This is a genomic window from Leptolyngbya sp. PCC 6406 (assembly GCF_000332095.2).
Classification (GTDB): Bacteria; Cyanobacteriota; Cyanobacteriia; order Phormidesmidales; family Phormidesmidaceae; genus PCC-6406.
Window position 1 is genome coordinate 4,966,932 of sequence record NZ_KI913949.1, and the last position, 19,041, is coordinate 4,985,972.

Here is a 19,041-nt window from a genome sequence, read left to right on the forward strand (position 1 = left end):
ACCCTTTGAGGATATGCAAGTTGACAGTCCTCCGGCTGAACCCAAGCCGTTAATTCTCGATGCCCTCAAAGATCCTGGTCTGCCCAGTACCGCCTGTCCCCGGCGGACCCAGGTGGATCTGGATCTCTTGTTACTGGCGATTGAAGCCCTTGATATTGGCGGTTCCCAAGCAATGCTAGCGGCGGTAGAGCAGTTGTCCCTTCGGAGCATTGTCAGCGGACGGGTTAAGCTCTGGCTTCTGCGCAGTACCAATCCCATGCGGCTCTATAGTCAACGCCGCGCCTTGACCCTGGCGGAGGCCAAGGCGTTGTCGGTGTTGATCTGTCACTTGTCTAAGCGCCTAACGGTGTTGATTCGCCAGCTTCTGCTGGGCTATCAGGAGCTGAGTGATCGCGACCTAGCCCTAGAGCACCATTTTCGATTGGCAGACTATCTACACCGTTTCCGCAGCCACTTTCGCGCCCGGATGAACCCCCGCCGTGCCGGTGTGATCACCTATGACACCGATGAAAAGCTCAATGCCCTAGCCATTTCTTTGCTGCGACGACTCTTGTTTTGTACCGGCACCCAGGGACCACAACGTCTCTGGAGTAGCCTCTTCGACGGGGAGGTGGTATGACGATTCGACGCCAATACATTCTGCCCAATTGCAATTTGATATTAGAGGGTATGTCTGGGGAAGATGCCCTGAATCCCCTTGCCCCGCTAACCATTCTGCTCAACACGGAATGTCAGTTTCCTGGCATTGCCGATCCGATCGTGGGTGGTCGTGATTTTTTGGAAGCCCTAGTCCAAGCCGTTAGTCGCTATGCCCAGGCATTCCTGAGCGGTGTCCCGGCGCTACCCCCCAAGACCTTAGCCACAGCCACAGCCGCCCCCTTGGTCACCCTAGAGCCAGAAGGTCGTCATCGCCATCGTTTACGGTTAGCCACGGTGGACAAGGAGGGCAGTGCGCCACCAGTGGACATTGTCCTGACCACAGTTCAGCTCTTCGATCTGGTGGAAGCGGTGGATCAGCTCTTGGCGGATACCCAGACCTTACCGGACCTGACTGTAGCGCTGAACCCCATTCCTCGACGGCAGGTTAAGCCCAGGGAACCCCTAGCTCAGCGGGCGGCTCCGATGGCGGTGGGAGCCTCGGCGGTGGCAGTGGCGGCGGCAGCCCTGTTCTTTGTGCCGGTGCCGAGCTTGGAGCCCCGTCCGCCGGAGTCGGTTCAGGAGAATGGCACTAGTTCTGAGAGTTCTGAGACTGATGCCACCACTACGACGCCCCCCGGTCCTGATGGGGAGGACGCGGCGGCAGAAGATCGTGGTGGCAGTCCAGTAGAGGCGGCTCTAGCCCTGGCCCGGTTGGAGAATGCCCCTGCTATTGAGGATGCCGAAACTCTGGAGACCCTCCGGAACCAGCTTGTAGACACCCTGGAGCAGAACTTGGGTGGGGCTACTTTTGGGGCAGATTTGGTCTACCGGGTGGGGGTTTCTGCTACGGGGGAACTGTTGGGGTATCGCCATGAGGACGATGCTTCCCTGTTGAATGTAGATACAACTCCCCTACCCCAACTCACCTATATTCCCGTCAACCCTGATACGGCTGTACAGGAGCCTGTGGCCCAGTTTCGGGTGACGTTCTCCGCTGATGGGGCAGTGACGGCAGAGCCGCTGACCCCGGCTAACGCTACCCAGGATGCTGGGGAGACCTCTGTGCCTCAGACCCAGGCTGGGGAAAATCCTGCCCTCCTCAGCGCCACAATTACCGAGCAGGTTCGGACTAGAGACCGCCTTGAAACGATGAATACCCGCCTCCGCCGCACCCTCCGGGATGCGCAGGAGCGCCGCACCTTTGATACCAATTTGGTCTACCGGGTGCGTTTTGCAGAAACGGGGGTCGTGGTGGGCTACGAGCCGGATGATAGTGCTGCTGCTGCCCAGATCTCGACGACTCCCCTGCCCTCTCTAGTGACTTCTGATGCGGTTTCTGATCAGACCCCCCAAGCTGACTTTCGCGTGGTGTTTACTACGAATGGCGTCCTAGAGGTCAGTCCCTGGGACGGATGGCCCCGGTAGAACAGGTCCATGGCTGAACTTCCTCCCTTAGATAACTCTGTGCCATCTTCTCAGCCTGCGCCCGTGGGAGCAGGTTCGGAGGGTTTGGCTTCAGTCGCTGCCCCAGTGCCCGGTCGCTGGCAAGGGGTGCGATCGCTGTTGGTTTGGTCTCTTCGTTGGGCGGCTTTGGGGTTGGGAGTCGGGGGCGCTTGGATGGTGGGGCTATTGGTGGCCCAGTATTTTCCCGCCAACTCGCCCAATTTGCCTCTGTCGGAGGGGGTGGTGCGCCGCAGCCAGCGATTTAGCCAGAAACTGCGCCGTCTCCCAGATTGGTGGGCTGGGGAGGAGCGACAACCCGCTGCGGTTCCCTCTGCCACCGTTCGGGATCTGCCTGCTGCTACTAGTCCTCGCCCTATCACCCTTACCGACAGCCAACGGGAGCAGATTACGACGGAATTAGACGCGATTGAGACGGATCTACAACGGTTGCGCGATCGCACTTCGGCCCTAGAGATTCAACTGGGGCTACCCACCCTTTCGGCCCCAATTGAGGGCCGACTAGCGACAGTGAATAGTCGTCTCTTCCCCGCCACCGAGGCCGAGGGAACGGCAGTGCTGCCCCAGGGTCTGGAAACCCCCGCGCCCCCATCCAGTCCTGCTAGCACCCCACCCCCCGTAGCACCAGCGATACATCCTCTACTCCAGCTAGAAGCGTACCGGGTTACCTTGCCCAGTGATGTGCTGTTCACCGGAGGGGAGGCGATCTTTCAGCCCAATGCGGCCCAACTGCTGGACAGTATTTTGGGGGATGTGGGTCGCTATCCCGGAGCTACGATTCTGGTGGGGAGCTATACCGATGCCAAGGACGACAATGCTGAGGTGGCCCTCTCTTTTCAACAAGCCCTCGCTGTCCAACGCTATCTAGCAACGCGGTTGGGGGAGGGCCAATACCATTGGATCACCGTGGGCTATGGCAACAGCTCCCTAGGCACTCGGGGCTCTAGTCCCCTGACTCGCCGAATTGCGATCGCGATCGTGCCCCCCTCCTAACTTCACCTATGCGCCTTGTGTACTTTGGGACCCCCCAGTTTGCGGTGCCCAGCCTTGAAACCCTGCACCAGCACCCCGACCTAACAGTGGTAGCGGTAGTGACCCAACCCGATAAACGGCGGGGACGGGGTAGTGGTGTCACCCCCTCTCCCGTAAAGCAGGTGGCCACAGCAGCGGGGATCCCCGTCTGGCAGCCCCCCCGGTTGAAAAAAAATGCTGACACCCTGGCCCAACTCACAGCCCTAGAAGCCGACGCCTTTGTGGTAGTGGCCTACGGTCAACTGCTGTCCCCAGCAATTTTGGCCATGCCGCACCTTGGCTGTATCAACGCCCACGGCTCCCTCCTGCCTAAATACCGAGGCGCGGCTCCCATCCAGTGGAGCCTCTACCACGGCGAAGTGGAAACGGGAATCACCACCATGTTGATGGATCAGGGCATGGATACTGGACCAATGCTGTTGACCCAGCGCCGCCCCACAGGTTTGCTGGACAATGCCCAGGATTTAGCCCAGGATTTAGCTAACCTCAGCGCTGACCTCCTAGTGACGACTCTAGATCAGTGGGCAGCGCGCACCCTCACACCCCAGCCCCAAGACGAGACGGCGGCCACCTATGCGCCCCTGATTCAGAAGACAGACTTTGAACTGGATTGGTCTCGATCGGCTCTAGACCTCCATCACCAAGTCCGGGGCTTTTTTCCCCAGGCCACCACTCAATTCCGAGGTGGAGAACTGAAGGTGATGGCCACGGTGCCCTTGGTGGAATTGGTGCGATCGCACTTGCCCGAGGCAGACCATGGGGCTTTCGATCAAGGACTCGCCCTAACCCCGCCAGCAGAGGCAACCCCCGGAACCCTCATCGCCCTCCTGAAAAATGCTGGCCCCGTAGTGCAAACTGGAGACGGTCTGCTGTGGCTCCGTCAAGTCAAACCCATGGGTAAACGGGCTCAGTCCGGCAAGGACTTTGCCAACGGCAACCGTCTCACCCCTGGCGAGCGGTTCGGCCCCTAGGCTCCGCTCTAACATAGGGAGCTGTCATGTGCTGATGCGGATCGCTGATCCGGGATGCTGATCCGGGGCATTAACATGGACAGATTCAACATGCCCGCTGAATACCGGCTGAACACGACTGGGAAGGTTAGCGGTTTTTAGCACGGGAACCCAGGATTTCCTTAACGGGTGACAAGGGCACTCAACGTCATACGGTACAGGGTTTTGAGATAATGGAGGGGACAAAAAAAAGGGAGCCTCAGTACAGCTCCCCCAACCAAATATGTTCCCTACATTCTACCAAACTACCCTTCTCACCCATCTCAATGAAAAACAGTACTTGACCTTCCAGTTACTGTTGTTATTGCTACAAGCGCATCGCCAAGTCAAACTCTCCGTCTTAGCCAGCGTCTTTCCTCAGCCCATTCAGTATCAAAGTCGCAAACGGAACTTACAACGCTTTTTAGCCTTACCCAAACTCACGCTCAAGGTGCTGTGGTTTCCACTGCTCAAATATTGGATCCGCCAAGTGGAAACGGGACGGGGCTTGAACCGTGACCAACGCCGTCGTCTGAGAACGCTCAAACACCATAAACACGGCTATTGGATTCTGGCAATGGACCGCACGGAATGGAAAGGGCGAAATATATTCATGGTCAGCGTGGTGTGGGGGACTCATGCTTTACCCGTCTATTGGGAGCGTTTAGGGCGGGCGGGTACGAGTGACCTGAAAACGCAACGGCGACTGCTGAAAGCGGCCCTGTCCTTGTTTAAGTCCTATCCGGTTCTACTGCTGGGTGACCGGGAGTTCCATAGCCCTAAACTGGCGGACTGGTTGGATCAGCGCGGGGTGTCCTTTGCACTCCGACAGAAAAAGGACTTCCATTTCAAGACCGATACCGATACCGACTATCAAGTCCTCAAAAACGCTGGCTTCAAACCGGGCCAGTCTCGATTTTATGAGGGAGTTTTGTGCAACAAGGGCGATGGTATGGGCCCGTTTAATTTAGCGGTGTATTGGAAGCGCTCCTATCGCCAGAAGGGGCCGAAGGAACCGTGGTATATCCTGACTAATCTGCCCACCTTGAAGCAAGCCTTAGCAGTCTATCGATGTCGCTGGGGCATTGAACAGCTCTTCAAAGACTTTAAGACTGGGGGCTATAACTTGGAGGATACCAAGGTCAATGACACCCGATTCTTAGCCTTAGTTTTACTGATCGCTCTGGCTTACAGTTTGGCGACTCTCCACGGCCAGTGGATGCAGGAGGCCAAGCTAGCTCAGTATGCCGGACGTCTCCAAGAGCACCAAGATAAGGCTCCACGGCACAGTGACTTTAGCTTCAGTCTCTATGGGCAACGATGGCTCTATGCCATGGATTTATGGGCCGATTGGGCGCTCAAGCTGGTGGCCCTCAAACCCCATAAACACCGCTATTTTCAGCGAGGTTTTCACGCCCTATCCCTTATCCAGCAAGCTCTCTAGGGGGGTTGTCACCCTGTAAGCAGGATTTCAGTGCCTGTTCCAGTAACTGGAACCCTCATACTGCCGATTAACCTTCCGAGTCCTATGCTGAACATCCGCTGCGACCAGAGGGAAGCATAAATGGGGATAAAAATGAGGCAGGGCAGAGGCTCCTGGGGCTCGATACTCTACGGCATGTTGACCCTGGCAGTGGTGGTAGCCATCGGGCTGACCCCCACCCCGGCTCAGGCTCAACTGGGGAGGCAGTGGCTGAACTGGTCCCAACCCAACCCGGTTTCCCTGGAAGTAGACAGTGATACCCCCGTGGCAGCAGCCTGCGTCCGGCTAGATGGCTATTGCCTGCTGCGGGTAGCCGCCCCCAAACCGGAACTGAATCGCCGTATCCACACCATTGAAGTCGCCCTCCACCAGGTGCGGACGCTCTACCTTCAAACCCCGGATCCAGATGGGGCGGGCAGCCCTCCTCCGATCTTTTTGGAAGTACGCCAGCCGCCACCCCCAGAGTCCTCTGATACCCCCGCCCCTGAAGCGACTGGCTCCAGCGATCCCCCATCGGAACGCCGCACCCCGGAAATTTATCTCGGGGTTGATCCCCGACAAATGGTGCGGTTGATGAGTGTGACCCGTTTCGACGCGGCCCTGAAGGGAGTAGACGTAACCACCGCCGCCGAAATCCTGAGCGAACAGGTGCAGGCAGGGTTTCAGCAGGCTCGTTGGGAACGTCAGCCCCCCTATTTATTGACCCAATTGGGGTGGACCCTAGCTCTTAGCTTGGGGCTAGTGGCCCTGCACTGGGGATTGAGTCGGTGGGAAGGACAACTCCGGCGGGCTAAAGAACGGCTGCGAGACTCGATCACGGAACAGTCTGCGTCCCTCTCTGACCTCCTAGATGAGCGTCAGCGTTGGAACCTCACCGAGGCCCAACACCGCCTCTCCCAACTGGCTCGCGCCTTGTTCTGGATCGGAGGTGGTCTATTCATTCTCAGTCGCTTTCCCCAGACTCGTATTTTCCAGGTACAGGTGGTACAGGCATTACATATTCCTCTACGGCTTCTGCCCATCGCCCTGGGCATCTATATCGCTATTCGCCTTAGCTTTGCCCTGATCAATCACCTCGCCGCCATCATTGCCAACAGCTACGAAATTTCCATTGAGGGCGATCGCCGAATGCAGTTGCGGGTCCGCACCATTTCCCGTGTCAGTTTGGGGATGGTGAGTCTGATCTGGCTGGGGGTAGGCGGGGTAGTGGCCCTCTCTAGCCTGGGGGTCAACATTGCCCCCCTGCTGGCCGGGGCAGGACTGATTGGGGTCGCCCTCTCCCTCCCGGCCCAAAGCTTGATTAAGGACGGTATCAACGGCTTTTTCATCATTTTTGAAGACCAGTACGCGGTGGGAGATGTAATCACAGTCCACGGCATCCGTGGTCTGGTGGAAAAGATCAACCTCCGCATTACCCAGATTCGAGATGAGGAGGGCTGTCTAGTGACAATTCCCAACAGCGAGATTGGGGTCATTGCCAACCACTCTAGCCGCTGGTCCCAGGCGGATATCTACATCCCCATCAGCTACACCACCGATGTGGATCGGGTGCTGGCACTGATCGAAGCGGAGGGCCAGGAGATGCAGCGCAGCCAGCGCTGGGGGCAGGCGATGCTGGCGATTCCAGAGGTTCTGGGGGTGGAGAATTTTGATGAGCGAGGGCTGACGATCCGGGTTTGGATTAAGACCCAGCCCCTGAAGCAATGGGAGGTCGCCCGCGAATATCGCCGCCGTCTCAAGGTCGCTCTTGATGCGGCGGGTATTGTCATCCCTGCCCACATTGACTTTAAAGCTCCCCCGGAGTCTTTGTCGGGGAGTTAGGGAGGTGGGGTATTGGGGAGTTAGGGAGGTGGGGTATTGGGGAGTTAGGGAGGTGGGGTATTGGGGAGTTAGGGAGGTGGGGTATTGGGGAGTTAGGGGGGTGGGGTATTGGGGAGTTAGGGAGGTGGGGTATTGGGGAGTTAGGGAGGTGGGGGTGTGGGGGTGTGGGGGTGAAAGGAGTTTTGAGTTTTGAGTTGGTCGGGTAGGGGCGCGGTTTCCGCGCCCAGTGCAGAATGTGTCTGTAGGGGCGGGTTTGGCTCGGATCTACTTTTCCTGGTGCCCTGGCTCTGCCTGGGTGCCTCTTCCGGAGGCTCTGCCTCTCCTGTATTCCGTAGGGGCAATCCCTTGCCTGTCCTGTTCGCGTAGCGGCTCCGGAGGAGCAACGGAGCCGTTGACGGAGCCTGCCCAGAGGGCATAGGATGGTTGCCCTTGTTGCCGGGTGACCGGTGTGTGTGAGATGGGGCGTGGGGGTGGATTCCGTAGGGGCGCGGAAACCGCGCCCAATGCAGGGTGATTGCCGTAGGGGCGGGTTTGGCTCGGATCTACTGGGGAATCCGGAATGGGAGGCTCAAAACCCGCCCTGCCTGTCGCCGGGTGACCGGTGTTGGGGTGTTGGGGTGTTGGGGAGTGAGGGGAGATCTACACTGGGGGAAATGATTGTTTTCTTGGGAGGGCCTGATTTCGTGTCACAACTCCGCTCTGTATTGCAAGTGGGCGATGCCCGTTTAAAACAGGTAGCACGACCCGTCACCGTCTGGAATCAGGCGCTACAAACCCTGATTGACGATCTCATCTTCACCGCTGAGAAAACCAATGGGGTTGGCATTGCTGCCCCCCAAGTGGGGGTGCCCCAGCGCCTGGTTATCGTGGCGTCGCGGCCCAATTTGCGCTATCCCCAGGCTCCGACGATGGAGCCGACTGCCCTGATTAATCCGTGCCTCTTGGCCCATTCTGAGGCGGTAGTGGCGGGATGGGAAGGGTGTCTCAGTGTGCCGAATCACCGGGGAAACGTGGTCCGCTATCGAGAAATTGAGGTGGAATATCTAGACCGCCACGGGGACTGGCAGCGACGGGTGTGGGTGGACTTTGTGGCCCGCATTTTTCAGCATGAGTATGACCACCTAGAGGGGTATCTATTTGTGGATAGAGCGGACCCTGCTGATGTGATCACCGAGGCAGAATATAGCGTAAGCAACGCCCAGCTTACAGTTCCCCGCGCCAGCTAAGGGTATGGGAGGTGCTATTGCCCCCTAGAGATCGCACCATTGTCAACTCAATTTCGGCGTAGTTGCCCCGGCGAATATCGCTGCCACTCACGCCGGGAATCCGCCCTAGGGCAACCTCAAAGCGGTTATGGTTGCGACTCACCAGATTCTCAGCCACTGGGCCTTCGTAGCGGGTGATATAGCGCACCCGGCGATCGCGGTTGGGGTCGCCATCAGCGGTGCGTAACCGGATCTGGAACTGGGTGTCTACGTAGTCCGACACCGCCGCCAAATCCAACACTGCGATCGTAAGCTGAAGTCCTTGACCGTTCAGAGTGCCCCAAGACAGTTGGGTGGCTTCGCTGGCGCGCACAGCCTGGGTGACGCGATAGGTGGTCAGGGCATCGGCCACTTGGATTTCCCCCGCTAACCAGAGGTCAGGGGAAAACTGAAAGGCGATTGCCCCCGAGTCCTGAATCGTCATTGTGGCGGTGTCAGTAGCAAAGGCAGTGGCGGATCTGGGTGCATCCCAGACAATCTGGCCCTGGCCCTCCACCCGACCCACATATTCCTGGTACTCATTGGCAATGACTGAGCCTGGTGCCAGTAGCCCCAGAGCCCCACCTCGCTGTTGCCAGAGATTTTTTGACACCGCCACGGGGGTACTGCCTAGGGCTGCTAGGGAAAGACTCTGGCTAGGATTATCCGGCAGCAGGGGCTGATCCTGATTCACTAGCCAGAGCTGACCGGGCTGACCGGGCTGACCGTCGCGGCCCGCTCGTCCCCGAGATCCAAAATCTCCATCTCGGCAGATAAACCGTTCTGTCTGGCAGGAATAACCCGCCGTGCCAGGGGTACCTGTACAGGTTTCGACAGTCCAATCGGTATAGCGGCAACGGCAGCCGGGAGCCCCTTCGCCGCCTTGTCCACCCCGCCCGTTGCGTCCGCCCCCGGCATCCACATAAATCTGACGGAGGTCAGCGATGTTGCGATAGTAGAGGGTCAACGCGCCCCCATTTCCCCCTGCGCCCCCATCCCCGCCATTGCCGCCATTGCCGCCATCGGGAGCCTGTAAGTCATGGCGCACATTGCGGGGTTGATTATTGCAACTGGCGCGATCGCCCGGTTCTCCATTGCCACCGTCACGACCTTCCCCGCCCCGCAGGTAGATCTGGCGGGAGGTGCCATCTGCCCACACTGTCTGGGCTGGGCCGTTATTGCCGGGAGTCCCCGATTCCCCTGCCCGTCCACTGCGGCCATGTTGGCCAAAGCTACGGATTTGCTGGGCGATCGCAGTTAGGGAACAGTGCAGGCGCGGTGGTAGGGGGGTTGTGATGACCAGTGCGATCGCGCTTAAACAAAGTAACGGGTAAATCCAACGTTTCATGACACTGACTCAGGGGTACGGGGGAAGGTTGTTAAAGAATTGCTGATGGAGGCCGGTGATACTTGAAGACCGGGTCTAGGCTAGGGGCGCGTCTCTAGGCGTCCTCGCCGGTCATAATATCGGGAATGGGTCCAGGAAACCGTCAATACGCTAATACAGACGCAGCCTACTGCTTCATAGCTCCCTCAGGATTTTTTGCTTGTGGTTGAAACGCCTAAAATTGTTCGCCTCAACATTCTCGATACGGACTACGCCAAGATGGCGGCAGGAGAGGCGATTCCAGAAGATCGCCGTCATCGCTTGGCCTGGGGAGATGCGGCCCTGAATCGGTTAGCCAAGTACATCGCCCGCTATCGCTACGGTGACCTAGACAACCAGGGCCGCGATGATGTGCTGTGCAATATTGCTCTGGCGGCGGAGCTGTTTACCCTGGCAGATATGGAGGATATTGATGATCGGCTTCGCCGCACGGGAGCCTTTTACCTCACGCCGGGGGAACGGCAGCAGATTCTCAACTGGCTGCGGGATGAACTGACGGTGGATCTGGCGGTGAATCCGGATTAGAGGGTTTCAGCTAAATACTTGTTCAGCATGTTTATCAACAATCCAGGGAATGATTTTGGGGGATGTAATGTGCTAGGAAAATCTGGCTTCCGAAGCTTGAGATAGGGTTTGACCCACCACAATGCGGGGGAGACGATGCTTGAAGCTACAGAGGATTTCCCAGGAAATGGTGTTCACCTGATCGGCCCAATCATCGGCGGTGATTTGCACATCGCCTTCGCGCCCCAGCACCGTCACCAAATCTCCCACCTGTAAATTAGGCAGGGCGCTGACATCCAGCATCAGTTGATCCATGGTGATGGTGCCGAGTTGGCGAACACGGTAGCCGTTGATCAGAACTGTCATTTGATTTGACAGGGCACGGGGAACGCCATCGGCATAGCCAATGCCCACTACGGCAATTCGCATGGGACGATCGGCAACAAAGCGATGGCCGTAGCTGACCCCGGTGCCCGCCCCAATCTCTTGCAGATGGGTAATGCGGGCCTTAACCTGCATCACCGGACGCAGATCCAGGGTGGAGCGTAGGTGGGGGGCCGGGTAGAGACCGTAAAGGGCGAGACCGACCCGCACCCGGTCGTAGTGCAGTTCGGGATGGGCCAGGGTAGCAGCAGAGTTGGCCAAATGCAGTCGCGGCGGGTGATGCCCTGCTGCGGTTAACTGTGCGATCGCAGATTCAAAGCGCTGATGTTGTACCTTCAGCACCGTCGGATCAGGATCATCCGCCGTAGCTAAATGGGAATAGAGGCTGGCAATATGCAGATGGGGTAATCGCTGCACAAAGGTCATCAACTCCACCGCCCGCTGCCAGGGAAATCCCAAACGAGACATGCCCGTATCCAATTTCAGGTGAACAGGCAGGGACGTACCTGGACCTCGGGACAGGGTTTCCGACACGATCAATGCTTGCTTAGGAGACACCAGAGTGGGCTGGAGTCGCCATTGGGCCATGGCCTGAATCTCCGCCACCGTATTCACCGCCCCCATGATCAAAATAGGCGCATCAATACCCGCCTGCCGCAGTTCCATCCCCTCTGGGACTGTAGCTACTCCGAGTTGCTTGGCTCCTGCTGCCAAGGTCGTCTGAGCCACCGTCACGGCACCGTGGCCATAGGCATCGGCTTTGACCACCGCCATCAAGTCCGCCCTGCCCTGGAGATGGGCCACTAACTGCCGGACATTGTGATCAACCGCCCCGAGGTCAATTTCCACCCAGGCCCGACAGCATCGCATCGCCGACAATTCAGGGGTTTGGTCCCAGTTCAACATGGCCTACTACTCCACCATGGCCCACACCATCTCTACCGCTGGACCCTCAGAGATCAACCGTTCTCCTCACCAGATCAGCAGTTGAGTTGTGCCTAAGCCTAGCGGCAGAGGCGGCTCCTGGCTAGCCCACCCTGGACAGTTTTTGCCCCCTATCTCCACCCAAACAGGCCCTAAGTCACCTGTGTTACCATCGGTGCAACCTATTTTCATGTCCCGATGAGTAAGGTTCTGGTGCTCAATGCCTCCTACGAACCGCTCAACATCACCAGTTGGCGTCGAGCGGTGGTGTTGGTTATTAAGGGTAAGGCTGAGCAGATTGAACACAACGGTAAGGTTATTTACTCCGGGTTTCCGCTACCGACGGTGATCCGTCTGCGTCACTATGTCCGGGTGCCCTACAAGGAAATTCCCCTGACCCGGCGTAATATCTTGCAGCGGGACAACCATACTTGTCAATATTGTGGCTACTCTGGAGAAGGGTTGACCCTCGATCACATGGTGCCGAGATCGCGAGGCGGTGGTGATACTTGGGAAAACATGATTACCGCCTGTGTGCGTTGCAATGTCCGCAAGGGGAATCGCACCCCTCGGGAAGCCAACATGATGTTGAACAATCCCCCCCGACGCCCCCACAGCAGCCTCTATTTTGAAGTCACTCGCCAAATTCGTAGCGGTACCCACGCTGAGTGGAGCAAGTACGTCATTGGGGTCTAGACATCTGTCCCCGGTGATTCAGTGGTGAATTGTAGATTGACAGATGCAGGATGGTTCTGGGGGTATTGCCTGAAGGGGTGCAGCCTTCCAGCAAGTCTTGACAGAACACGAGCCCAACGCCATGACAGACTCCCCCAACCTTGTCGCCTCCCCCCAAATCTCTTCTCCCCAGCCCAGTCCCCTTCCAGAATTCCAGGGATCGGAAAATTTCCACCAGATCGCTGATCGGGTGCGGGAGCTCTTGCGGAGCCATCGGGGCGATCGTCAGTTGGTGCTGCTGCAAGATTTTCCCGATCCCGACGCCCTCTCTTCTGCCTGGGCTTACCAGCTCATTGCCCGCAGCCATGACATTGACTGCGATATCTACTATGGCGGCACCCTCAGCCACCAAGAAAATATTGCCCTAGTGCGTTTGACCAGTCTCCCCGCCCGTCGCTGGAGTCCCCAGAGCAAAACGAAGCCTGACCTAAAGCAGTATCAGGGGTATGTGCTGATCGACACCCAGGGCACCACCTGCCAGTTAACCCCTTTAGTCGAGGCGGCGAATATTCCCCTAGTGCTGGTGATTGATCACCATGCCCCCCAGAAAAATCTCGACGCTGAGCTAGTGGACCTGCGTCCCCACATTCGGGCCACCGCCACCATCCTCGCCCTATATCTGCAAAGTGAACGACTGCTGACCCTGGACCGCAGCAACAGCACCCATGTCAAATGCGCCACGGCTCTGATGCATGGTTTGCGGTCAGACACAAACCAGCTCATGCACGCGGCAGAAACGGACTTCATGGCGGCGGCCTACCTAAGCCAGTATTACGATCCCCAACTGCTGAGTGCCATTCTGCGGGCCTCTCGCTCTAAACGGGTGATGGATGTGATCGAGCGATCGCTGCGGAACCGCAAGGTGCAGAACAATGTATCTATCGCTGGGGTTGGTTACCTGCGCTATGAAGATCGCGACGCTATCCCCCAAGCCGCTGACTTTCTGGTAACGGAAGAGAATGTCCATACCGCCGTGGTCTACGGCATTGTCCATGACGAGGACGAAGAAAGGGAGGTGGTGATCGGTTCTCTCCGCACAAGCAAAATCACCCTTGATCCCGATGAATTTATCAAGGAAGCCTTTGGCCAAGACAGTCAGGGTCGTTTCTTTGGGGGGGGGCGCTCTAGTGCTGGGGGCTTTGAGATTCCCGTGGGCTTTCTCTCTGGCTTTTACGAAAACAGTGATTACAATCGCCTCAAGTGGGAGGTCTTTGACATCCAAATCAAGCAAAAGCTGTTGCGGCTGGTGAATCCAGAGGATGGGGTGATTAATACGGACTGAGGAGAGGAGGATGGGGGTGGGGGGGTATGTTGGCGAAGCCTGCCCGAAGGGCTTGGGTGTGAGGGTGGATGGGTGGATGGGTGGGGCGGTTATTGGGGTAGGGGCGCGGTTTCCGCGCCCAATGTAGGTGGTGACAGGGAATAGATGACAGATGGGGCGATGGGAGTTTTGAGTTTTGAATTCGTGACCGAGTTGTATCTGATCCGCCATGGCATTGCCGCTGAACGGGGTACCTATGCGGACGATCGCGATCGCGCTTTGACAGAGAAAGGTCGCGATCGCACAGCCCAAGTGGCCCAGCGCCTGCTGGCTCTGGGCTGCCGCTTTGATACTCTGCTCACCAGTCCCCTGGTGCGGGCTGTAGAAACCGCCACGATCCTGGTCACCACAGGATTAGCAGCCACATATAGCATCACCCCTACCCTGGCTCCTGAGGGAGACATAGCAGACTGGCTGTCTTGGCTAGCCCCCTGGCAAGCCGAACATCCCCAAGGCACCTTAGCGCTAGTCGGCCATGAACCGGATCTAAGCATCTGGGCACAGTCCCTGATCGCAGGCACCCCCCATGGAAATTGGCAACTCAAAAAGGCAGGGGTGATGGGCCTATCGGTTCCCCCTGCCGAGCAGGCTCTGGGTCACAGCGAACTCTTCTGGCTGGCACCGCCCCGTCTCCTTCTATAAGCCTCGAGCTCCCTAGGGGGCTAGGTCCGAAATAATACTGAGGGCTTACAAACCCTACTCAGGATATTTCCCTTCAACGGTGTCATCCTTGGATCCAAGGGTCTGACATGCCGTTTTGAGAACTATCCCATGTCAACTGACAGGACCACGACTGCACCGGGACAAACGCCTGCCGTGGCTCCTGCCCACCCGACAGCTTCCACAAGCCCCTTCGGCTCGCCCGAATCTGACCAATTCCAGCCCCACGATGGCCAGCCCCTCTCCCGACCCCTCTCCCCCGGCTTCCCGGCAAACCGTCACAGCTCCTGGGGTGAGCGTCCCTGGACTGCCCACAGCCCCCTCCAGGGATCAGGGCTCCAACGTGCCGCTCACCATGCCATCGGCTTCGACACTGCCCACATCAGCATCTTTCCCCCCTCCCCCGATTCTCCCCCATCCCTGCAACGTCAATGCTCCCCCAGCCCCTCTGAGCTCTCTCCCCACGGTGCAGACCATCTGCCTCGTTCAGACAACCTCGCGATCGGTACCGCCAACGATGCCTATAAGCCCTCTGCTCTTGGCCTGGGTCTTTTCTTGCAAAAGCAGGATATAAATGCTGTTGAAGATGAACCTGAAGCCGCCGAAGCCAACCCAACTCTTGAAACCTCTGAATCCAGCACAGTCAACCCTAGCGATGTTGATAATGACATTGATCCAGCAATGTCTCGTCACTTAATGGGAGGAGCTGAAAACTTAAACCGCGAAGAAGCACTAGATTCAGCCCTATCACAACTTAGTCCGTCGATTCTAGAGTCTGCTCCATTAAGTCGCCCGCTTTTTCCTGGCCTCGGTGATCTACACCTGTCAAATGGCTTGGTCAAACCCCAGGTCTCACCTTTCAGTTCACCCTCAAGCACTCTACAAGCCAAGGTCGAACAGGAGACTGAGCATAATCATGGCTCTCTCCAAACTTATTCCGCCGCGAATTTAGGTGATACGACTAATCTACGGATTCAAAAATCTTCAGAAGAAAATGAGTCAGACACCCTCATCACTTCCCTGCCAGAATTACCAGCCTTGAGTTCTGATCTTGCTGCTCAGATTGACGGCCTCTTTCCAGGCATGGAAGCCCCAACTTTTGAGGCGCTCACGGCTACAACTGCGGCGGCAAATGATCGTGGCGAATTTATGCAAGCTATCAATCAACTTTGGCAACAACGTCGTATGACCTTTGTCGCCGCTGCTCGCCAAGTAGCTGCAACTGATGAGGTACCTAGAGGTGGACCTCGCCCCTTGCATAGCCCAGGTGATGAAAGCGGAGATTTACTGTACCGCCCTCGATATGCATTGGTGCTTAACTGTGAAAACTATCCTCGATCCTGGGGCCGCACTCCTCATATTGCAAATCCAACGGCCCAACTTGAAATGGATCATGACAATGTCTTGCCTGTCACCGATCCTACAAGTGATGATATACGGCAACACATTCAAGCCACTATAGAAACTCTTGCCAGTCAAGTACGACCACGGGAAGTTGGTCGCTTGACTATCCATATCTGGGCACATGGCGGCGGCCAAGGGGTCTATGGTGTTGATGCAGAGGAACCCGTTAGCTTTGCAGATCTAACTGACTTGGGGCATTTGGCCCAACGAAACAACATTCACCTCGTTTATGTCATTAGTGCTTGTAATATTGGTAATGCAGTGCTTATGGCTCAGGGTACCTTGGGCACTCAACTTTCTCAACAAAGCACTGATCTCCCTGACTCCATTCAAGAACAAGTAAAAGCCCTACTATTCCACAGCCGTGCCATAGGACAGCCTCTAGTACGCCTGAATTACTCTCTTGCGGATTTTTATGCCTTTCGTCGCCAGGTATCTCAATGCCGGAGTGATTCCTGTCCAATAACCAATCCAGTAAACAACTCGATCTCGGATGGATTAAGCCTACTAGTCCGCTTTATAGTTGAAAAGCTTGATCTAATTGATGAGGCTCTAGAAAATTTGATGTCAATTCAAGATCTAATTGATACTGAAACGATCAGCATTCCGCAAATTAGGTTGTACTTAGTGGGAACTCGCAGCATTGCTGCAATCATTGCGGAGAGACAAACTCGACATCAAGACATTCATCAATTGCGCCGGTATGCTGAGCCCCTACTTAATGGTCTTAATGATCTCTTAAATACATTACTTAACCAAGCGCGTACTTTGGTTGATCAAGCCTCTACCCATAGTGATTCATAGGAATGGGTACTGGTTGCCTTGACGGCAGGCGTCAAGAGACAGTTTTTTCTGCCAATTGGCTCGTATTTAAGTAGGTTGACTACCCCTGTTAAGGTGAACGTTTGTTCTCCTTTTGGTTTAGGAGGCGAGCGGTCGAAACATGAGGATGTTTGGGGTCATATTCGTTCTTTTTGACAGCTTTTTTGGGGCCTCTGGGCGACGACTTAAACCGTTTCAGGTCGATTTGCGCCGCCCATTCTTTCAAGATTTCGGCGAAGGGTTCAATGGCCATCTTCCCGAACGGTCTCCACTCGGACGGTGGGAGGGCAATCATCATGCCTCGAAAAGTCCCCTGAACTTCTTCAACGAGATGGAAGTTGGACAACCCTGCTTCAATTTTGCCAACCCCGTGAACGGCTTTTAGGGCAGCTTTGACGGTGGATAAGACATTGAAGGCAACGACGGCCATACAAAAGACGAATAAAGCGGCCCTGGGATAGCCCAAAGTGTTCAGCTCACAGGAGAAGACATCGGTGACCACTTGAAACATCTTCTCGACGGTCCAGCGCTCCAAGTAGAGTTCGGTGACCAACGGGGCGGTCGCGACCCTGGTGGGTAAGTTGGTGAACAGGGCGACTTCGCTGTCGCCATGCCGGGTGGGTTGAGCCAGCTTGACGACAACCCGGCGCAGGGTCAGAGTCTGGTCTTCATGAGTGATTCTCACCGCTTGCTCAAAGACTTCTCCGGTCGCCGATGAACCAACGGCCTTCAAGGGCTCTAGCGCTTCCCAAGGGGTGTTTTTATGAGCCCGAATAACGAAGTAGGCTTGACGTTGAGCAATACCCAGCAGCGCACCGCAGGCACAGAAATTACGGTCTGCTATCCACACCTGATTGGCTTGCACCGTTTCGAGCATCTCGGGCAGCAACGAACGCTCTTGGGCATGGGCATCCTCACAAAGAAAGATATCCGTTACCAGATGCTGCTCTGGGTCAAGCACTGCAATCGATTGGCCGGGTAGCGGGCCTGAGCGAGTGGCCTGCAATGGCTTCAACCGATGCTCGGTTGTTCCCAAGTGATTACCGTCGGCGATCCGGATGCAGTAGCCCGGTAAGCGCTGGGACTGGGATAACCCCAGCGCTTTGACCACAGGAGCCAACTCCTGATAGGCATAGCGCACTAATGCCTGACTAATTCTGGGCTCTAAGCCGTTGAGCTTGCTGTACAGCGCTGGTTTTGACACCCCAATTTGCTTCTCTAGCTTTTGGTAGGCAGCGTTCACTGAAGGATGAATCCCGCTGACCACCAAACTCATCAGTCCCACCACACTCGAAAACAATAGCTCTCGGGTGTATTGCTTCTCGGCGTTTTTCTCAAATAACTCGTCGAGTTTATCGGGCCTAAAAATGCGCTCCATCAAGACGCGGAACATTACGCTTACCGGACTCGCTTCGACAAATTGCTCAAAGATGGCGCTAATCATTGGCCTACAACCTTCTGATGACAGGCATTGAGACCTCGATAACTGATTTGGATTTACCGACAGATTACAGGTGAATAGTACAGATGGTCACCTTGACAGGGGTAGTAGGTTGACTTAAGGACTTCGGTTTATGTTACGGAACATGAAGTCTAGGATCCCAAGCATCCTAGGCTTCTGGCTCTGATTCACCTCGGATTAACTAGGTCAACCTACTTATTGGGGAATCCAAAATGAGAGGCTCAAAACCCGCCCTGCCCTGTGCTGGCTGACCGATGTTAGTCTAAATCCCTAAATCCGTAGGGACAATCCCTTGTGATTGTCCAGGCCACCAGGTAATCGGTATTGGTATTTCAGCATCCTGGTACCCTTCAACCTGGGTACCTCTTCCGGAGGCTTTGCCTCCTTTGTAGTGTGTGAGACTGTCGCTATCACGCACCCTATAAGGTAAGCCTTCAGGGGGTCACGGCGCGATTAGGGTTTCAGGCTGATGAGTGGCCAAAGGCAGCAATGAAGGTGGCGCTTGACCAAAGCGAGCCGACCAATAGGCTTGAGTGAGAAAGTCCAGCACATCTCGCTGCTGCATCGTCAGAGAAGAAACCGTCGTCAGCATCCGGGCGACAAACTCACTGCCGGCCTGAGACTCCGCCCCAAAGCTGATGCGCTTCCAAATCACCCCAGCTCGCAAAGAACGCTCAGCCGTATTATTGGTGGGCTCCACCCCCAGCACCGTGACAAACGTCCACAGAGCCGGTTCCACCAACAGCAGTTGTCGGCAAGTGCGTACCGT

15 protein-coding genes and 1 pseudogene are annotated in these 19,041 nt (G+C 56.4%); 12 read left to right on the forward strand and 4 right to left on the reverse strand.

Annotation, left to right across the window (positions count from 1 at the left end; genetic code table 11):
* Positions 1-13 precede the first annotated feature (13 nt).
* From LEP6406_RS0222200 to def, 7 genes are all read left to right on the forward strand, one after another.
* Positions 14-619, forward strand: coding sequence for a DUF3038 domain-containing protein (locus LEP6406_RS0222200; protein WP_008309454.1), 606 nt, complete (start codon positions 14-16; stop codon positions 617-619).
* A complete protein-coding gene (locus LEP6406_RS0222205) occupies positions 616-2,064 on the forward strand; it encodes a DUF4335 domain-containing protein (RefSeq protein WP_008309453.1) in 1,449 nt (482 codons plus the stop codon). Before LEP6406_RS0222200 ends, LEP6406_RS0222205 begins: the two co-directional genes overlap by 4 nt.
* A gap of 9 nt (positions 2,065-2,073) precedes the next feature.
* Entirely contained in the window at positions 2,074-3,093 is a 1,020-nt protein-coding gene (locus LEP6406_RS0222210; protein WP_008309451.1) for an OmpA family protein, read from the forward strand.
* A gap of 8 nt (positions 3,094-3,101) precedes the next feature.
* On the forward strand, positions 3,102-4,103 hold the full coding sequence (gene fmt / locus LEP6406_RS0222215; protein WP_008309449.1) for a methionyl-tRNA formyltransferase: 1,002 nt from the start codon (positions 3,102-3,104) through the stop codon (positions 4,101-4,103).
* A gap of 262 nt (positions 4,104-4,365) precedes the next feature.
* Complete coding sequence (locus tag LEP6406_RS0222220; protein ID WP_027269351.1) at positions 4,366-5,565, forward strand: IS4 family transposase; 1,200 nt, start codon at positions 4,366-4,368, stop codon at positions 5,563-5,565.
* Positions 5,566-5,697: 132 nt separating this feature from the next.
* Complete coding sequence (locus tag LEP6406_RS29295) at positions 5,698-7,425, forward strand: mechanosensitive ion channel family protein (RefSeq protein WP_202807547.1); 1,728 nt, start codon at positions 5,698-5,700, stop codon at positions 7,423-7,425.
* Between the two features lie 683 nt (positions 7,426-8,108).
* Positions 8,109-8,651 carry a peptide deformylase gene (gene def / locus LEP6406_RS29300; protein ID WP_036031417.1) on the forward strand — a complete coding sequence of 181 codons (543 nt, stop codon included), beginning with the start codon at positions 8,109-8,111 and terminating at the stop codon, positions 8,649-8,651.
* Here def and LEP6406_RS0222235 read toward each other — a convergent pair.
* Entirely contained in the window at positions 8,629-10,017 is a 1,389-nt protein-coding gene (locus LEP6406_RS0222235) for a hypothetical protein (protein ID WP_008308103.1), read from the reverse strand. The two genes, def and LEP6406_RS0222235, sit on opposite strands and share 23 nt — an antisense overlap.
* Positions 10,018-10,218: 201 nt before the next feature.
* On the opposite strand from LEP6406_RS0222235, the gene LEP6406_RS0222240 reads away from it, so the two are divergent.
* Positions 10,219-10,581, forward strand: coding sequence for a hypothetical protein (locus tag LEP6406_RS0222240; RefSeq protein WP_008308101.1), 363 nt, complete (start codon positions 10,219-10,221; stop codon positions 10,579-10,581).
* 72 nt (positions 10,582-10,653) lie between these two features.
* Here the strand turns inward: LEP6406_RS0222240 and alr are convergent, their stop codons facing one another.
* Complete coding sequence (gene alr / locus LEP6406_RS0222245) at positions 10,654-11,850, reverse strand: alanine racemase (protein ID WP_008308099.1); 1,197 nt, start codon at positions 11,848-11,850, stop codon at positions 10,654-10,656.
* A gap of 216 nt (positions 11,851-12,066) precedes the next feature.
* Between alr and LEP6406_RS0222255 the strand changes: the two genes are divergently transcribed.
* The 4 genes from LEP6406_RS0222255 to LEP6406_RS0222270 all read left to right on the forward strand — a co-directional run bounded on the left by LEP6406_RS0222255 (position 12,067) and on the right by LEP6406_RS0222270 (position 16,792).
* Positions 12,067-12,564, forward strand: a complete 498-nt coding sequence (locus tag LEP6406_RS0222255) for an HNH endonuclease (protein WP_008308096.1) — start codon at positions 12,067-12,069, stop codon at positions 12,562-12,564.
* Between the two features lie 121 nt (positions 12,565-12,685).
* Positions 12,686-13,885, forward strand: a complete 1,200-nt coding sequence (locus tag LEP6406_RS0222260) for a DHH family phosphoesterase (RefSeq protein ID WP_008308094.1) — start codon at positions 12,686-12,688, stop codon at positions 13,883-13,885.
* Positions 13,886-14,068: 183 nt separating this feature from the next.
* Positions 14,069-14,566, forward strand: coding sequence for a phosphohistidine phosphatase SixA (gene sixA, locus LEP6406_RS0222265; RefSeq protein WP_027269353.1), 498 nt, complete (start codon positions 14,069-14,071; stop codon positions 14,564-14,566).
* A gap of 573 nt (positions 14,567-15,139) precedes the next feature.
* On the forward strand, positions 15,140-16,792 hold the full coding sequence (locus tag LEP6406_RS0222270) for a caspase family protein (protein ID WP_155834746.1): 1,653 nt from the start codon (positions 15,140-15,142) through the stop codon (positions 16,790-16,792).
* 88 nt (positions 16,793-16,880) lie between these two features.
* Here the strand turns inward: LEP6406_RS0222270 and LEP6406_RS0222275 are convergent, their stop codons facing one another.
* On the reverse strand, positions 16,881-18,254 hold the full coding sequence (locus LEP6406_RS0222275; RefSeq protein ID WP_008315299.1) for a transposase: 1,374 nt from the start codon (positions 18,252-18,254) through the stop codon (positions 16,881-16,883).
* A 460-nt stretch (positions 18,255-18,714) separates the two neighbouring features.
* Positions 18,715-19,041 (reverse strand): annotated as a pseudogene (locus LEP6406_RS34495) (IS66 family transposase); the annotation flags it as partial.